Source organism: Cellulomonas sp. KRMCY2 (genome assembly GCF_000526515.1).
Lineage (GTDB): Bacteria > Actinomycetota > Actinomycetes > Actinomycetales > Cellulomonadaceae > Actinotalea.
On sequence record NZ_JAGF01000001.1, the window covers coordinates 4,350,361 to 4,366,331 of the forward strand.

Sequence of the window (15,971 nt, forward strand, 5' to 3'; positions counted from 1 at the left end):
CCCGTGTCAGCCCGGAGCCCCTGCCCGGCGTGTCCTTCACCCGAAGAGCCACCCGCCCGTGGCCCGGGCAGGCGGCCGACGACGGTCAGTGCGGGGGCGGGATCTCCGCCTTGCGGCTCGCCAGGACCTGGTCGACCAGACCGTACTCGAGCGCCTGCTGCGAGGAGAGGATCTTGTCCCGCTCGATGTCCTTGCGGACGGTCTCGACCGAACGACCGGTGTGCTTGGCGATGGTCTCCTCGAGCCACTCCCGCATCCGGATCAGCTCGTTGGCGTGGATCTCGATGTCCGACGCCTGGGCGTAGCCGCCGCCCTCCATCGAGGGCTGGTGGATCAGCACGCGGGCGTTCGGCAGCGCCAGGCGCTTGCCCGGCGTCCCGGCGGCGAGCAGCACTGCTGCGGCCGAGGCGGCCTGACCGAGGCACACGGTCTGGATCTGCGGCTTGATGTACTGCATGGTGTCGTAGATCGCCGTCATGGCCGTGAACGAGCCACCGGGCGAGTTGATGTACAGGATGATGTCGCGGTCCGGGTCCTGGCTCTCGAGCACGAGGAGCTGGGCCATGACGTCATCGGCGGAGGCGTCGTCCACCTGGACGCCGAGGAAGATGATCCGGTCCTCGAAGAGCTTGGTGTACGGGTCCTGGCGCTTGAAGCCGTAGGCCGTGCGCTCCTCGAACTGCGGCAGGACGTACCGCGACGAGGGTGCGCCGTAGGGCTGGGCGACCCCGCCGTAGCTGCCGGCCAGGACGGCCGCGCGGGACAGGTGCTGGAACTCGGTGCTCACGGGTACTCCTCGAGGTGTGGCGGACGACGGGATCGAGCTGGACAGGCGGGTCGGCTCAGGCGCCGGTCCCGCCACCCCCGCTGACCGAGTGTGCATGCGTGACCACGTGGTCGATGAAGCCGTACTCGAGCGCCTCATCCGCTGTGAACCAGCGGTCGTGGTCGGAGTCCTCGTTGATCTGCTCGGGCGTCTTGCCGGTCTGCTCGGCGACGAGCTCGGCGAGCACCTTCTTCATGTGCAGGATCAGCTCGGCATTGATCCGGACGTCGGTCGCGGTCCCACCGATGCCGCCGGACGGCTGGTGCATCAGGACGCGCGTGTGCGGGGTCGCGTACCGCTTGCCCTTGGCGCCCGAGGAGAGCAGGAACTGGCCCATCGAGGCGGCCAGACCGACCGCGACGGTGGCGACGTCGGGCTGGATGAACTGCATGGTGTCGTAGATCGCCATGCCCGCGGTGATCGAGCCGCCCGGAGAGTTGATGTAGAGGTAGATGTCCTTCTCCGGGTCCTCCGCAGCAAGGAGCATCAGCTGGCCGCAGATGGCGTTCGCGTTGTCGTCGCGGACCTCCGAGCCGAGCCAGATGATCCGCTCGCGCAGCAGCCGGTTGTAGATGTGGTCGTTGAGGCCCATGTTGGGTCCCTCGCTGCGCGCAGCGGTCGGTCCGGCCTGTACCTGGCTCATCTCGTTCACGGCTCTCCTCGTCCTGCGCGGTCCCAGGGAGCTGCCCCGGGTCCCGAATCGTGTGCAGTGACCCTAACGCGATCCCAGGCGCCGGATGCTCCCTTGCGAGCGGGTTTTCGCTGTCGGCGCACCGGTGTGTGGTCGGGATCCGCTGCGCACCGGCCCGCACGGATCGTGGTCCGGCAGGTCCGACGGGAAGGCCCCGCACCGGATCCGGTGCGGGGCCTCGATGATCCGTCTGTCGTCAGGACTTGCCGTCGGCCGGCTCGGCCTGGTCCGGCGCGTCGTCCTGCGTCTCGTCCTGCACCTCGGACGCCTCGCCGGCGGCGTCGGCGACAGCACCGGCCGCCATGGCCTCCTCGAGCGCGGCCTGGGCCGCAGCGACCGCGTCGACCTCGTCGTCGTCCGAGCCGATGTACTCGGACAGGTCGACGGCGTTGCCCGACGCGTCGACGACCTTGACCTGACGCAGCGCGACGGCGATCGCCTTCGAGCGACCGACCTCGGCGACCATGGCCGGGATCTGACCCTGCTCGTCGACGGTCTTGATGAAGGTGTTGGGGTCCATGCCGTACTGGCGGGAGGCGTTGACCAGGTAGTCGAGGAGCTCGTTCTGCGCGACCTTGACCTTGAGCTGCTCGGCCAGCGTGTCGAGCAGGATCTGGTTGGCCAGCGCCTCGCTCGCCTCGACCTGGACCTCGGCGCGGTGCTCCGCGTCCTCCAGGCGCCCCTCGGACTCCAGGTGACGGTGCACCTCAGCCTCGACGACGCCGGTCGGCACGGGGATCTCGAGACCGTCCTTGAGCCGCTCGAGCAGCAGGTCACGGGCCTGCACCGCCTGGTTCGACGCCTTGACCCGGGCGGCCTGGGCGCGCAGGTCGTCACGCAGCTCGGCGAGCGTGTCGAACTCGCTCGCCAGCTGGGCGAAGTCGTCGTCGGCGGTCGGCAGCTCGCGCACCTTGACGGTCGTCGCGGTGACTGTCACCTGGGCGGTCTCGCCCTCGTGCTCGCCGCCGGCGAGCGCCGAGGCGAAGGTCGTGGTCTCCCCGGCGGACAGGCCGGTCAGCGCCTCGTCGAGGCCCTCGAGCATGTTGCCCGAGCCGATCTGGTAGGAGATTGCGCTGACCGAGTCGACCTCCTCGTCGCCGATGCCGGCCTTGAGGTCCAGCACGACGAAGTCGCCGTCGGCCGCGGGGCGGTCGACGCCGACCAGGGTGCCGAAGCGCTCGCGCAGGGTGTCGAGGCGCTCGTCGATGTCCGCGTCGCTGACCGTGACGTCGTCGACGGTCACGGTGATCTCGGCGAGTGCCGGGACGGCGATCTCGGGACGCACCTCGACGGTGGCGGTGAAGCTCAGGCCACCGGTGGCCTCGGTCAGCGCGGCGACCTCGGTGACCTGGATGTCGGGCTGGCCGAGCGGTCGGAGGTCGGCCTCGGTGATCGCCTGACGGTAGAAGGCCGCCATGCCGTCGTTGACCGCGTGCTCGATGACGGCTGACCGGCCGACCCGCTGGTCGATGATCCGGGCGGGGACCTTGCCCTTGCGGAAGCCAGGGACGGAGACCTCGGAGCCGATGTGCTGGTACGCGTGCTCGATGCTCGGCTTCAGCTCCTCGGCCGACACCTCGACGGTCAGCTTGACCGTTGTGGCGTCCAGGGTCTCGACGGCGCTCTTCACAGCAGTGGTCTCCAACGGCTCGGATGGCTCCGGGTGGGTGACCCGGGGGCGTTCGGTGCAGGGCCGCCCGACGGCGACCCACGGATGGATCTGCGCGCGGGCATGCCTCAGCCGCACACGGCCCGACGATCCTACGGCACGAGGCGGAGCGGTGGATCCTGCTCCGGGCGGATCGTGCCCCGGCGGTTCATGCTCCAGCGGTCGGGATGGCGGGATTCGAACCCACGACCTTCCGCTCCCAAAGCGGACGCGCTACCAACCTGCGCCACATCCCGTCGGACCGGTGCGTACCCGCTGCCCGCCCGGCCACGAGCCTACTGGGGGTGCGAGGTCGCATTCGAACCGGGGGCCCACGACCGGCTACCCTGGGGCCGCCGTCCTGGCCGCCACCCGGCAGCCGGAACCGCGCGGGTGTAGCTCAATGGTAGAGCCCCAGTCTTCCAAACTGGCTACGGGAGTTCGATTCTCCTCACCCGCTCCGACGCCGGGCCAGAGCCGGTCGGCGCCGGCGGTGACCGCTAGCCTGACCGCCATGCCCGATCTCGGCCAGGGCCCTGGCTCCCCGCCCGCAGCAGCCCTCGCCGAACCCGGAACCGTCGGCGGCCCGGCAGCGCCGGCACCCGACGGTCCGGTCCTCGCAGGCACGCCGGTCGGCACGGGCATCGTGAGCGAGGGCTTCGAGGTGGTCCGCGATGCCGGGCGCCTGCTCCTGGCCCACTGGCCGCCGCTCGTCCTGCTCGCACTGATCGGGGTCGTCGTCCGCGAACCGCTGCTGGCCGCCGCGGCTGTCGCCTCGCGCACCTCGGCCGTCCTGAGCCAGCTCGTGCTCGCGCTCGCACCGTTCGCGCAGGTGCTGACGATCGTCGGCATGCTCCTGGTGCTGCGTCGGCGCGAACCGGACGGGCCCGCGGACCGGCAGCGCGCGCTCCGCTCGTTGCTGACCGGGACGGCCGCCGTCCTGGTCCCCTTCCTGGTGATCTACGAGTACTACGGGACCCTCCGCGAGGACGTCGTCGCACTCGGGATCGGGCTGGTGGAGGACCTCGACGTCTTCGGCGGTGACGACGTCACCGCACGGCTGCCCGCAGCGACGTCGGCGGCGGTCCTGGCGACCGTCGCGGTCGCGCTGCTGGCCCGCTTCGTCCTGGGCCGGCTCGTCACCCGGACCCCGGGCGAGCGGCACGCCCTGCGGTCCGCGCTGCGCCTGGCGGCCGGCTACTGCGAGGTCGTGTGGTAGAGCACGGTGTCGGTCCCGGTCGCCTCGACCACGACCCGCACGACGAGCCACGCGTCCGCGCCGTCGGTCGCCTCGAGCAGGCCGGTCTCGACCTGGTCGGTCACGACGGCGTCGAGCACCGTGACCCGGACCGGTCCCAGGTCCGCGGGGTCGCCCACCGCCACGACCGGCAGTCCGGTGTCCGGTGCGGCACGAAGCCCGCCGGTCGCGGCCGTCAGCCCCACCACGACGCAGCCGATCGCCACGACGGTCGTCCCGGCACGGCCGGCCCTCGACCCGAGCACGGCACCCAGCAGCCTGCGCCACGGGACGGCCGAACCTGAGGATCGCACCGGAGCACCCCCGTCGGCCGTGGCTCACCCGGACGCGGACAAGTACCGGGACGGAGACTAGCGTCCGGTGCCGGCGTCCGGTCGACATCGCGGACGATTGCGCACCCCCGGCCGGGCCGGTAGCGTCGCAGGCCACGAGCGGATCGACCGACGACGAAGGGACGTGAGATGGGCATCGCCTGGTTCCTGCCCATGACCGTCACCGCACCGTCGTCCGTCACCACATCCGTCACCTCGTACGCCGGCTGTCTGCCGAGCTGTCGATAGAGCGCTGGCTCTCCCGCTCCGGACCCCGGCCCCGCGTCGGCGATCCTGAGACGTCGCCCCGCGACGGCGGCCAGTGCTCCTGCCCCCGTGACCTTGCCGCCTCGCTGCCGGCACCCGGAATGCTGACGAGCCTCAACCAGTTGTCCCCACTGGACCCATGATCGAACGGCCGCTGCCGCGGCCCCCTGAGACGAGGAATCCCCATGGCCCGCATCTTCGACGACGTCACGCAGCTCGTCGGCAACACCCCACTGGTCCGCCTCAACCGGGTGACCGAGGGCGCCGGCGCGACAGTCGTCGCCAAGCTCGAGTTCTACAACCCCGCCAACTCGGTCAAGGACCGGATCGGGGTTGCCATCATCGACGCCGCCGAGGCGTCCGGCGAGCTCCCCCCCGGCGGCACTGTCGTCGAGGCGACCAGCGGCAACACCGGGATCGCACTGGCCATGGTCGGCGCGGCCCGCGGGTACACGGTCGTGCTGACGATGCCCGAGACGGCATCCAAGGAGCGGCGGGTGCTGCTGCGCGCGTTCGGTGCCGAGCTCGTCCTGACGCCGGGCAGCGAGGGCATGAAGGGCGCCGTCGCCCGCGCCGAGGTGATCGCCGCCGAGCGGCCGGGCGCCGTCCTGGCGCGTCAGTTCGCCAACGAGGCCAACCCGGCCATCCACCGCGCGACCACCGCCGAGGAGATCTGGGCCGACACCGACGGCCAGGTCGACATCGTCGTGGCCGGCATCGGGACCGGCGGCACCATCACCGGCATCGGCCAGGTGCTCAAGGCACGCAAGCCGGGCCTGCAGGTCATCGGGGTCGAGCCGGCCGAGTCGCCGATCCTGCACGGGGGCGCTCCCGGGCCGCACAAGATCCAGGGCATCGGTGCGAACTTCGTCCCGGAGATCCTCGACACGACCGTCTACGACGAGATCGTCGACGTCGACGCCGAGACGGCCGTGCGCGTCGCCCGGGACACCGCCCGGCGCGAGGGCCTGCTGGTCGGGATCTCCTCGGGCGCCGCGATCCACGCGGCCGTCCAGGTCGCCCGGCGGCCGGAGAACGCGGGCAAGCTGATCGTCGTGATCGTGCCGTCGTTCGGTGAGCGCTACCTGTCCACGATCCTCTACGCCGACCTGATGGACTGAGCGATGGACCGCATGTGGCGCTTCCTCGTCGTGCTGCGCGAGGACCTCGAGGCGGCTCGACGTCGCGACCCCGCGGCGCGCAGCCTGGTCGAGGTCGCCCTGGGCTACCCGGGGGTCCACGCGCTGTGGGCCTACCGGGTGACCCACCGGATGTGGCGGGAGCCCGGCCTGCGCCTGGCGGCGCGCCTGCTCTCGCAGGCCACCCGGGCCGCGACCGGCATCGAGATCCACCCGGGGGCTCAGATCGGGCGTCGGCTGTTCATCGACCACGGCATGGGCATCGTCATCGGCGAGACGGCAGTGGTCGGCGACGACGTCGTGCTCTTCCACGGTGCCACCCTCGGCGGCAGGTCGATGCGCCGGGGCAAGCGGCACCCGACCCTCGGTGACAACGTCGTGGTGGGTGCCGGCGCCAAGATCCTCGGCCCGGTGTGGATCGGTGACGGTGCACAGATCGGCGCGAACGCCGTGGTGGTCAAGGACGTCCCGGCGCACGCCGTGGCCGTCGGGGTGCCGGCCGTGATCCGCACGCGCTCGGTCGCCTCCCCCGCCGTCGATCTCGTCGAGGACCCCGCCATCTACATCTGAGCCACGGCGTGGTCCAGCTGAGCTACGGCCTGCGCGACAGCCGTCAGGGCTCGGGCCACCAGAGCGCGGTGCGCAGGACGACCCGGGCGTCGGTGTCGTCCGCCGTCTCGTCGTCCGTCAGGGGGCAGCCCTCGGCCCGCAGGGCGGCGACGGCGTCGGTCCGGTACCTCGCAGGGGGACGCCCCGAGGCGTTCACGACGCGCCACCACGGCACCCCGGAGCCGGCCCGGGCCATCACCTGGCCGACCTGGCGCGGGCCACCGCCGCCCGACCTGTCGCGGAGCACCTCCGCGATCGTGCCGTAGGTCATCACGCGCCCCGGCGGGATCGCGGCCACCAGGTCGAGCACCGCCTCGAGGTAGTCGTCGTCCATCGGACCCCGCTCAGTCGCGGTGGACGAGGATCAGTGCGCGGTCGTCGGCGTCGCCGGCACGCACACCGGCCACGACGGCGTCGGCACCGCCGCTGCGGGTCGCAATCACCCGTTCGGCCTCACCCATCAGCCGATCGATGCCCAGGTCGACGTCGGCGCCAGGGCTCTCCACCAGACCGTCGGTGTAGAACATCAGGGTGTCGCCGCGCTCCATCCGGCCGGCGTGCACGACGAAGGTCGGAGCGGTGACGATGCCGAGCACCGGGCCGCCGGTCGTGTCGATGATGTCGATGCGACCGGAGCCTGCGTGCAGGTGCACGGCCGGCGGGTGCCCGGCCGTCGAGACCCAGAAGAGGCCCGAGTCCAGGTCGATCGCCAGGTGGACGGCCGTGGCGAAACCCTCCGGCCAGTTCTGTTCGAGCAGGTACGTGTTGGCCGCGGGCAGGAACCCCTCCCGGGGCATCGCGCCGAGCAGGCCGCCGAACGCACCGGAGAGCAGCAACGAGCGGACGCCCGCCTCCTGCCCCTTGCCGGAGACGTCGACGAGGACGATCTCCAGCAACCGTCCGCCCTGGGTCCGGGACGCGACGACGAAGTCGCCGGAGAAAGCCTCGGCATAGGCCGAGCGCACGATGCTGTCGACCCGCCACCCCTCGGGCAGCAGCGGGATCCGGCCGTGCGCCACCAGCCGGTCCCGCAGGTCGACCAGCATCAGGTCGCTGGTCGCGCCCTGCAGCCCGAGACGGTCCCGGCTGCGGACGAACAGGACGCCGCAGACCACTCCGAGCACCTCGATGGCCAAGGTCCCAGGAGTGACGCTGGTCAGACCGGTGAGCTCGAGCGTGACCATCTGGCCCAGGACGACGACGCTCAGCGCGACCATGCCGGCCAGCCGGAGCACGAAGACACCGAGCAGGACGAGGAAGAGCATCGCCGCGGACGAGACCCACTCCGGGGACATGACCATGCCGAACCCGGCGAGCAGGGCCAGCCCCACCAGGCCCGACGTCGCCGTCACCTGGCGGGTCAGCGGGCGTCCCCGCCCACCGCGGCCCCGACGCCCCCGCGCGCCGCCGGAGCGCGGCGGACGCGCCCGTCGCGGGGCGCCGGCGCGCGCCTGCCGCGTCTGACGCGGGACGGGCGCAGTGAGGGTCACCCGTCGAGGCTAGCGAGCCGCGAGCCGCGGGGCACCCGTCCCTCGCCCGTGGGAGGCTTGGAAAAGCAGGATGCCGCCGGGCCGCCGACAGGGCACGATGATCGCCATGACCACGCTGCCGCCCGGCTACCGCACCGTCGACGTGCCCGAGGCACGTCGCCACGACCTCCTCGTCCTGGAGTCCTGGGCATTCCCCGGCACCCTGTCCGACGAGGCGGCCGACGCACTCCCCTCCCCGCTGAGCTGGGACCGCACGCGCGGCGTCGAGACGCCGGACGGCGAGCTCGTGGCGAGCCACGGCTCCTACCCGTTCGCGAGCTTCCCGGTGCCCGGCGCTCGGACCAGAGTGTCCGGCCTGACCTGGGTCGGTGTCCACCCCGGTCACCGACGTCGCGGCCTGCTGCGCTCGATGATCGAGGACCACGTCCACCGGAGCCTCACGCGTGGCGAGGCCGTCTCCGCACTGTTCGCCGCGGAGCCGGCGATCTACGGCCGGTTCGGCTACGGCCTGGCCGCACGCGACCTGCGGCTGAAGATCCCGCGCGGCGCCGCCTTGCGGGACGTGCCGGGCGCCGATGCGCTGCGGGTCCGGATCGAGCGGGTGGACGCGGAGCGGCACGGAGAGCTGATCCACCAGGTGCACAGCGCCGTGGACCGGCCCGGCTGGGCGGTGCGCGACACCCCGGAGCTGCGGGCCGCCCACCTGATCGACATCGAGGCCTTCCGGGACGGTGCCGAGTCGCTGCGCATCGCCGTGGTGGAGGACGACGGCACGCCCGTGGCCTACGCGCTGTTCCGCCGCAAGTCCGTGTGGAACGACGCCGGTCCGCGCGGCGTCGTGCGGGTCAGCGAGGCGGTCGCCCAGGATGCCCGCGCAGCACGGGCCCTGTGGGGTGTCCTGCTCGACCTGGACCTGATGGCGACCGTCGAGACCTCGTTGCTCGCGCCCGACGACCCGCTGGCGTGGCTGCTCATCGACCCACGGGCCGCCGAGACGCGACTGTCCGACAACGTCTGGGTCCGCGTGCTGGACGTGCCTGCAGCACTGGCCGCCCGGCGCTACGCGACCCAGGTCGACGTCGTGCTCGAGGTGACGGACACGATGCTGCCGGCCAACGCCGGGCGCTGGCACCTGGTGGGCGGACCCGACGCCGCCACGGTCCGGCGCACGGATGCACCGGCCGACCTGCTGCTGGACGTGCGCGACCTCGGCTCGGCCTACCTCGGTGGCGTCTCGCTCGCCGCCCTGGCGACCGCCGGCCTGGTCACCGAGCTGACCCCGGGTGCCCTGCACGGCGCGGCGGTCGCCTTCGGCTGGCCGCTCGCCCCGGTGTGCAGCTGGGTCTTCTAGCCCTGGGCCGGCCGGCAGCGCCGGATCGGTACCCGGGTCGACGTCAGCGTCGGGTTTCGTACGCGGACAGCTGGTCGATCCGGCGCTGGTGGCGCGGGTCGCCGCTGAACGGTTCGGCGAGGAACGCCTCGAGGATCTCGGTCGACTCGTCGACCGAGTGCTGGCGGGCACCGATCGCCACGACGTTGGCGTCGTTGTGCGCCCGCGCCAGGACGGCCGTCTGCATGCTCCATGCCAGCGCGGCACGGACGCCGGGGACCTTGTTGGCGGCGATCTGCTCGCCGTTGCCCGAGCCGCCGATCACCACACCGAGGCTGCCGGGGTCCGCCACGACGGCCCCGCCGGCCTCGAAGCAGAACGCCGGGTAGTCGTCCTGGGCGTCATAGGCCTCGGCGCCGTGATCGACGACGTCGTGCCCCCCGGCACGAAGATGCTCGACGAGGTGTGCCTTGAGCTCGTACCCGGCGTGGTCGGCGGCGACGTGGATGCGCATGAGGCCATCCTGCCAGTCCCGACCGGGCCCGTACCGGTGCGACCGGTTCAGACCGACTCCCGCCGGGTGATCTGCGACGGCAGGACCCGCTGCACGGGTCCGGCGTCCGGGTCGGCGATGAGCTCGAGCAGCACCTCGACCATGAGCTGACCCATCTCCTCCAGCGGCTGCCGGACGGACGTCAGCGGCGGCGTCGCGGTCGAGGCGAGGATCGAGTCGTCGTACCCCACGACCGACAGGTCCGCCGGGACCCGTCGGCCGCTCGCCGTGAGCACCTTCAGGGCCCCGGTCGCCATCAGGTCCGACGCGACGAAGACGCCGTCGAGGAGGGGTTCCGCCGCGAGCAGCCGGGCCATCGCGTTGGCTCCACCGTCCGCCGAGAAGTCCGCGTACACCGGCTGCGGGACGCGCAGGCCGTGCTCGGTCAGCACGTCGCGCCACCCGGCCAGCCGGTCGACGGCCACCCCCATGTCCGGCGGGCCGGCGATCGTGCCGACGGTCCGGCGCCCCGCCGCGACCAGCTCGGCGGTCGCGAGCCTCGCGCCGCCGTAGTTGTCGACGTCGACGTAGGAGTGCAGGTGCGCGTCCGAGTCGACGGGCCGGCCCAGGTAGACCACTGGCACGTGCGCGTTGCCGAGCGCCTTCGGCAGGTTGGTGCTGTGCGCCTCAAGGATCACCATCGCGCCGTCGACGTGCCGGCCGTCGAGGAAGCGGCGGAGCGTCGCCTCGTCGTCCTCCTGGCCGGCGAGGAGCAGGACGAGCTGGAGGGAGTGCCGCGCGACGGCGGTGGTCGCCCCGCGCAACGGCTGGGCGAAGAACGAGTTCGGCAGCTCCGCGAGATCACGCTCGGTGATCACCAGCGCGATCGAGTCGTGCCGGCCGCGGGCCAAGGAGCGCGCTGCGGGGTTGGGGCGGTAGCCGAGCTCGGCTGCGGCGGCGCGGACCGCCGCGGCGGCCGCCGCTCCGACGGTGGGGATCCCGTTGATGGCGCGGGACGCTGTGGCGCGCGAGACCCCTGCCGCCGTCGCGACATCCTCGAGGGTCACCGCGCGGCGGGCCGGCCCGGGGCGTGCGTCGCGGCTCACCCGGCCATCGTCTCAGACCGACGGCCTCGTCCGCAGCCTCCCGGGGCAGTTTCGCGAAAGCGCTCTCTCGCCGCGCGACAGCCGCGTGCGACAACGAGATGCAGGGCCTTCACCCTGGAAAACGATGGAGTGGTCCCGTATCGTCGTGCCGATACGCAGTCCGTTCCGGACGCTTCCAGAAAGCGCTCTCTCAGGCACGGCTGCACCCGAGGCAGGCCACGCGGCAGAGGTGCCGCCCGACGTTGCCCCGGTCGGATCCGTCGGCGCTGGACGCCGAACTCGGGAAAGGCTGTACCGATGGCCCTCACGACAGGTGCGACGGCCCGCATCGACGTGCTCCTGCAGCAGATGACCCTTCCCGAGAAGGTCGCACAGCTCGTCGGCGCCTGGATCGGGATCGACCCGAGCACCGGAGCGGTCGCCCCTGCGCAGAACGAGAACATGCCCGCCACCACCAGCTGGGAGGCGGTCTCGGCCGACGGCCTCGGCCACATCACACGGCTGTACGGCACCCGACCGGTCACCGCGACCGAGGGTCGCACGACCCTGCGCGAGCTGCAGGCCGACCTGCGAGCGCGCACGCGGCACGGCATCGGTGCGATCGCGCACGAGGAGTGCCTGACCGGGGTGGCCGCCTGGCAGGCCACGACGTTCCCGTCGCCGCCGGCCTACGGCTCGACCTGGGACCCCGAGCTGATCGAGCAGGTCGGTGCGGCGATCGGCGAGTCGATGCGTGCGCTCGAGGTCCACCAGGGCCTCGCGCCGCTGCTCGACGTCGTCCAGGACCCGCGATGGGGACGCGTCGAGGAGTGCTTCGGCGAGGACCCGTACCTGGTCGGGACGCTCGGCGCCGCATTCGTGCGCGGGATCGAAGGCGCCGGCATCATCGCGACCCTCAAGCACTTCGTCGGCTACCCGGCCTCCCAGGGGGGCCGCAACCTCGGTCCGGTGCACATCGGACCCCGTGAGCTCGCCGAGGTGCTGCTGTACCCGTTCGAGGTCGCGCTGCGCGAGGGCGGCGCCCGCTCGGTGATGCCGTCCTACTCCGAGATCGACCAGGTCCCCACCCATGGCGACGCCTCGCTGCTGACCGACCTGCTGCGCGACGCGTGGGGATTCTCCGGGACGGTCGTCGCCGACTACTTCGGGGTCAACTTCCTGCAGACGCTGCACGGCGTGAGCGCCTCGAAGCGCGCGTCGGCCGAACGCGCCCTGACCGCCGGGGTGGACATCGAGCTGCCGAGCGCCGACTGCTACCTCGCCCTGGCCGACGGCGAGCTGGACCCGCAGGTCGCGGCCGCCCTCGACGTCGCGCTGCGCCGCGTCCTGACCCAGAAGGCCGAGCTCGGCCTGCTCGACCCGCCGACGACCGACCCACCCGGCGCCGACGACCCGATCGACCTCAACCCGCCCGCACACGCCGCACTGGCCCGGCAGGTCGCCGAGGAGTCGGTGATCCTGCTCGCCAACACCGGCGCGCTCCCCCTGGTCACCCCGGCCACGGTTGCCGTGATCGGACCGAACGCCGACTCCGGACCGGCGCTGCTCGGCGACTACAGCTTCACCAACCACGTCGAGGTGCACCACCCCGACATCGAGCCCGGCCTGGTCATCCCGACGGTGCTCGAGGCGCTGCGGTCCGAGCTCCCGGGCAGCCGGATCGTGCACGCCACCGGGTGCGACGTCCGCGCTCCGGGCCGGGCGGGCTTCGCCGAGGCCGTCGAGGCGGCCACCGACGCCGACGTCGCCGTCATGGTGATGGGAGACCGGGCCGGGCTCTTCGGTCGCGGGACCGTGGGCGAGGGCTGCGACACCGACACGCTCGAGCTGCCGGGTGAGCAGCGCGCCCTGGTCGAGGCCGTCCTCGCGACCGGAACCCCGGTCGTGCTGGTCCTGATCACCGGGCGCCCCTACGCGCTCGACTGGGCGACCGACCGCGCCGCGGCGATCGTCCAGGCCTGGTTCCCGGGCCAGGACGGCGCATCCGCCGTCGCCGGCGTGCTCACCGGGCGGGTGAACCCGTCCGGCCGGACGTCACTGAGCTTCCCGAGGTCGGCCGGGATGCAGCCGATGACGTATCGCCACGTCAAGCTCGCCGGCAAGGTCGACGTGACGAACCTCGACCCCACCCCGGTGTTCCCGTTCGGTCACGGCGGCTCGTACACGACGTTCGAGCACACGGACCTGCGTCTGAGCAGCGACGAGATCGCCACCGACGGCACAGTGGAGGTGACGGTGCGGGTGACGAACACCGGCGACCGTGCCGGGACCGAGGTCGCCCAGCTCTACCTGCACGACGTCGTCGCCCCGGTCACCCGGCCTGCGATCGCCCTGGTGGGCTACGCCCGGGTCGACCTCGCGGCGGGTCGGTCGCGTGACGTCACCTGGCGGGTGCACGCCGATCGTCTGGCCTGGGTCGGCACCGACCACCGGTGGACCGTCGCGCCGCACGAGGGTTCGCTGTCCGTCGGGGCGAGCTCGGGCGACCTGCGCGCCACGCGCCGTCTGGCTGTGACCGGCCCGGTCCGGTCCCTCGGGCACGACCGCGTGCTGACGACGCCGGTCGAGGTGCGCTGAACCTCACCTAGCCTGGTGCCATGACGACCTCTGATACCACCAGCTCGCGCGCCGGCATCGACCGGGCGACGCTCGACCCGGCCGTCCGGCCGCAGGACGACCTCTTCCGGCACGTCAACGGACGGTGGCTCGCCGAGCACGAGATCCCGGCCGATCGCGGGTCGGACGGTGCGTTCCGCGCGCTGCACGACGAGGCCGAGGAGCAGGTCAGGGCGATCATCGAGGAGCTCGGCGCGCAGGTCGCCGCCGATCCGGCCGCCGCTCCGACCGGCACGGCCGCCCAGGTCGGCGCGCTGTACGCGAGCTTCATGGATCTCGAGGCGGTCGAACGGCTCGGAACCGGGCCGATCCGCGCGGAGCTCGACCGGATCGAGGCTGCGGCGACGCACGCCGACCTCGTCACCGCCCTCGGTCAGCTCCAGCGCACCGGCGGCGCCGGGGCCGTCCAGTTCTGGGTCGACAACGACGAGAAGGACCCCGAGCGCTACGTCCTGAACCTGACCCAGTCCGGCCTCGGGCTCCCGGACGAGGCGTACTACCGCGAGGAGCAGTACGCCGAGGTCCTGGCGCAGTACGAGCCGCACGTCGCCCGCATGCTCACCCTGGTCGGCGTCCCGCGGGACGCGGCCGGCGCCCAGGCGGCGCTCGTCGTCGAGCTCGAGACCCGGTTGGCAGCGCGGCACTGGGACGTCGTCCGCGACCGCGACGCGACCCTCACCTACAACCCGATGACGCTGGCCGAGCTCCGCGCCAGCGCGCCCGGCTTCGACTGGGACGCGTGGGCGAGCGCGCTGGCACTGCCGTCGGCGGCCCTGACCGACCTCGTGGTGCGCGAGCCGGACTTCACCGCCGGCCTTGCCGAGCTGTGGACGTCCACCCCCGTCGAGCAGTGGCAGGCGTGGCTGCGGTACCACCTGGTCAGCGCGCGTGCACCGTTCCTGGGCGACGACCTCGTGCAGGCCAACTTCGACTTCTACGGCCGCACCCTGACCGGGGCGACGCAGGTGCGTGACCGCTGGAAGCGCGGGGTGTCCCTCGTCCAGGGCGCTCTCGGCGAGGCCGTCGGGCAGGTGTACGTCGAGCGGCACTTCCCGGCCGGCCACAAGGTCCGGATGCTCGAGCTGGTCGAGAACCTCGTCGCCGCGTACCGCGAGTCCATCAGTGCACTCGAGTGGATGGGGCCCGAGACCCGCGCCAAGGCGCTGGCCAAGCTCGACGCGTTCACGCCGAAGATCGGCTACCCGGACCGCTGGAAGTCCTACGAGGGCCTCGAGATCACCGCGGACGACCTGGTGGGCAACGTCCGTCGCTCGCACGCGTACGAGCAGGATCGCGAGCTGCGCAAGATCGGCAAGCCGGTCGACCGCGACGAGTGGTTCATGACGCCGCAGACGGTCAACGCCTACTACAACCCGGGCATGAACGAGATCGTCTTCCCGGCCGCCATCCTGCGGCCGCCGTTCTTCGACCCCGACGCCGAGGACGCCGTCAACTACGGCGGCATCGGTGCGGTGATCGGTCACGAGATCGGCCACGGGTTCGACGACCAGGGCTCGAAGTACGACGGTGCCGGGCGGCTCGAGGACTGGTGGACGCCGGCGGACCGCGCGGAGTTCGAGAAGCGCACCACGGCACTGATCGACCAGTACTCGGCCTACTCCCCCGCGCAGCTCGACGGCTCGCACCACGTCAACGGGGCGCTGACCATCGGCGAGAACATCGGTGACCTCGGTGGCCTGTCGATCGCGCTCAAGGCCTACCGGATCGCGCTCGGTGTGCCGCTCGAGCAGGGTCCCGTGATCGACGAGCTGACGGCCACCCAGCGCGTCCTGCTGAGCTGGGCCCGGGTATGGCGCGAGAAGGGTCGTGACGAGACGGTCATCCGGCTCCTGGCGACGGACCCGCACTCGCCCGACGAGTTCCGGTGCAACGGCGTCCTGAGCAACGTCGAGGAGTTCTACGAGGCATACGACGTCGGGCCGGACGACGGCCTCTACCTGCCGCCCGACCAGCGGGTGTGGATCTGGTGAGCCGTCCCGACCAGCGGGTGCGGATCTGGTGAGCCGTCGGGCTGCGCAGAAGAGCTGGTAGCCGGCGCGGGCCAGCGAGAAGCCCGTCCCGCTCGGGTTGTGCCGGCAGAAGACACCGTTCGTCGAGCTCAGGCAGGTCATCTCGCCGATGGTGCTGCCGCCGCCGTAGTCCAGCACCGGGGTGCCCTCCGGCGCC

14 protein-coding genes and 2 tRNA genes are annotated in these 15,971 nt (G+C 72.3%); 7 read left to right on the forward strand and 9 right to left on the reverse strand.

Going from position 1 to position 15,971, the window contains the following annotated elements:
• Positions 1-85 precede the first annotated feature (85 nt).
• From K415_RS0120440 to K415_RS0120455, 4 genes are all read right to left on the reverse strand, one after another.
• Complete coding sequence (locus K415_RS0120440; RefSeq protein WP_024288886.1) at positions 86-787, reverse strand: ATP-dependent Clp protease proteolytic subunit; 702 nt, start codon at positions 785-787, stop codon at positions 86-88.
• A gap of 55 nt (positions 788-842) precedes the next feature.
• A complete protein-coding gene (locus K415_RS0120445) occupies positions 843-1,469 on the reverse strand; it encodes an ATP-dependent Clp protease proteolytic subunit (RefSeq protein ID WP_029664271.1) in 627 nt (208 codons plus the stop codon).
• 244 nt (positions 1,470-1,713) lie between these two features.
• The gene (gene tig, locus K415_RS0120450; protein WP_024288888.1) at positions 1,714-3,147 is read right to left on the reverse strand and encodes a trigger factor; all 1,434 of its coding nucleotides are present in this window, start codon (positions 3,145-3,147) and stop codon (positions 1,714-1,716) included.
• A 201-nt stretch (positions 3,148-3,348) separates the two neighbouring features.
• Positions 3,349-3,422: transfer RNA gene (locus tag K415_RS0120455), tRNA-Pro, on the reverse strand.
• A gap of 132 nt (positions 3,423-3,554) precedes the next feature.
• Between K415_RS0120455 and K415_RS0120460 the strand changes: the two genes are divergently transcribed.
• Both K415_RS0120460 and K415_RS23670 read left to right on the forward strand, forming a co-directional pair.
• Positions 3,555-3,625 (forward strand) — tRNA-Gly (locus tag K415_RS0120460).
• A gap of 54 nt (positions 3,626-3,679) precedes the next feature.
• Positions 3,680-4,384: a hypothetical protein gene (locus tag K415_RS23670; RefSeq protein WP_024288889.1), complete on the forward strand. Its 705-nt coding sequence runs from the start codon at positions 3,680-3,682 to the stop codon at positions 4,382-4,384.
• On the opposite strand, the gene K415_RS0120470 is transcribed toward K415_RS23670, so the two are convergent.
• Positions 4,363-4,716, reverse strand: a complete 354-nt coding sequence (locus tag K415_RS0120470; RefSeq protein ID WP_024288890.1) for a hypothetical protein — start codon at positions 4,714-4,716, stop codon at positions 4,363-4,365. The genes K415_RS23670 and K415_RS0120470 overlap by 22 nt on opposite strands.
• A 470-nt stretch (positions 4,717-5,186) precedes the next feature.
• On the opposite strand from K415_RS0120470, the gene cysK reads away from it, so the two are divergent.
• Together cysK and epsC are read left to right on the forward strand one after the other, a co-directional pair.
• Positions 5,187-6,122: a cysteine synthase A gene (gene cysK, locus K415_RS0120480; RefSeq protein WP_024288891.1), complete on the forward strand. Its 936-nt coding sequence runs from the start codon at positions 5,187-5,189 to the stop codon at positions 6,120-6,122.
• 3 nt (positions 6,123-6,125) lie between these two features.
• Positions 6,126-6,710, forward strand: a complete 585-nt coding sequence (gene epsC / locus K415_RS0120485; RefSeq protein WP_024288892.1) for a serine O-acetyltransferase EpsC — start codon at positions 6,126-6,128, stop codon at positions 6,708-6,710.
• 43 nt (positions 6,711-6,753) lie between these two features.
• Here the strand turns inward: epsC and K415_RS0120490 are convergent, their stop codons facing one another.
• Together K415_RS0120490 and K415_RS0120495 are read right to left on the reverse strand one after the other, a co-directional pair.
• Positions 6,754-7,083, reverse strand: a complete 330-nt coding sequence (locus K415_RS0120490) for an MGMT family protein (RefSeq protein ID WP_024288893.1) — start codon at positions 7,081-7,083, stop codon at positions 6,754-6,756.
• Between the two features lie 10 nt (positions 7,084-7,093).
• Positions 7,094-8,239, reverse strand: a complete 1,146-nt coding sequence (locus K415_RS0120495) for a PP2C family protein-serine/threonine phosphatase (RefSeq protein WP_155859539.1) — start codon at positions 8,237-8,239, stop codon at positions 7,094-7,096.
• Positions 8,240-8,345: 106 nt separating this feature from the next.
• Here K415_RS0120495 and K415_RS0120500 point away from each other — a divergent pair, with 106 nt between their 5' ends.
• Positions 8,346-9,590, forward strand: coding sequence for a GNAT family N-acetyltransferase (locus K415_RS0120500; protein ID WP_024288895.1), 1,245 nt, complete (start codon positions 8,346-8,348; stop codon positions 9,588-9,590).
• A gap of 43 nt (positions 9,591-9,633) precedes the next feature.
• Here the strand turns inward: K415_RS0120500 and K415_RS0120505 are convergent, their stop codons facing one another.
• Together K415_RS0120505 and K415_RS0120510 are read right to left on the reverse strand one after the other, a co-directional pair.
• Complete coding sequence (locus K415_RS0120505) at positions 9,634-10,083, reverse strand: ribose-5-phosphate isomerase (RefSeq protein ID WP_024288896.1); 450 nt, start codon at positions 10,081-10,083, stop codon at positions 9,634-9,636.
• A 47-nt stretch (positions 10,084-10,130) separates the two neighbouring features.
• Positions 10,131-11,168, reverse strand: a complete 1,038-nt coding sequence (locus tag K415_RS0120510; protein ID WP_024288897.1) for a LacI family DNA-binding transcriptional regulator — start codon at positions 11,166-11,168, stop codon at positions 10,131-10,133.
• A 297-nt stretch (positions 11,169-11,465) separates the two neighbouring features.
• Here K415_RS0120510 and K415_RS0120515 point away from each other — a divergent pair, with 297 nt between their 5' ends.
• Positions 11,466-13,745 (forward strand): glycoside hydrolase family 3 N-terminal domain-containing protein, encoded by a 2,280-nt coding sequence (locus K415_RS0120515; RefSeq protein ID WP_024288898.1) that lies wholly within the window; start codon positions 11,466-11,468, stop codon positions 13,743-13,745.
• A 20-nt stretch (positions 13,746-13,765) separates the two neighbouring features.
• On the forward strand, positions 13,766-15,775 hold the full coding sequence (locus K415_RS0120520; RefSeq protein ID WP_024288899.1) for a M13 family metallopeptidase: 2,010 nt from the start codon (positions 13,766-13,768) through the stop codon (positions 15,773-15,775).
• Positions 15,776-15,971 lie beyond the last annotated feature (196 nt).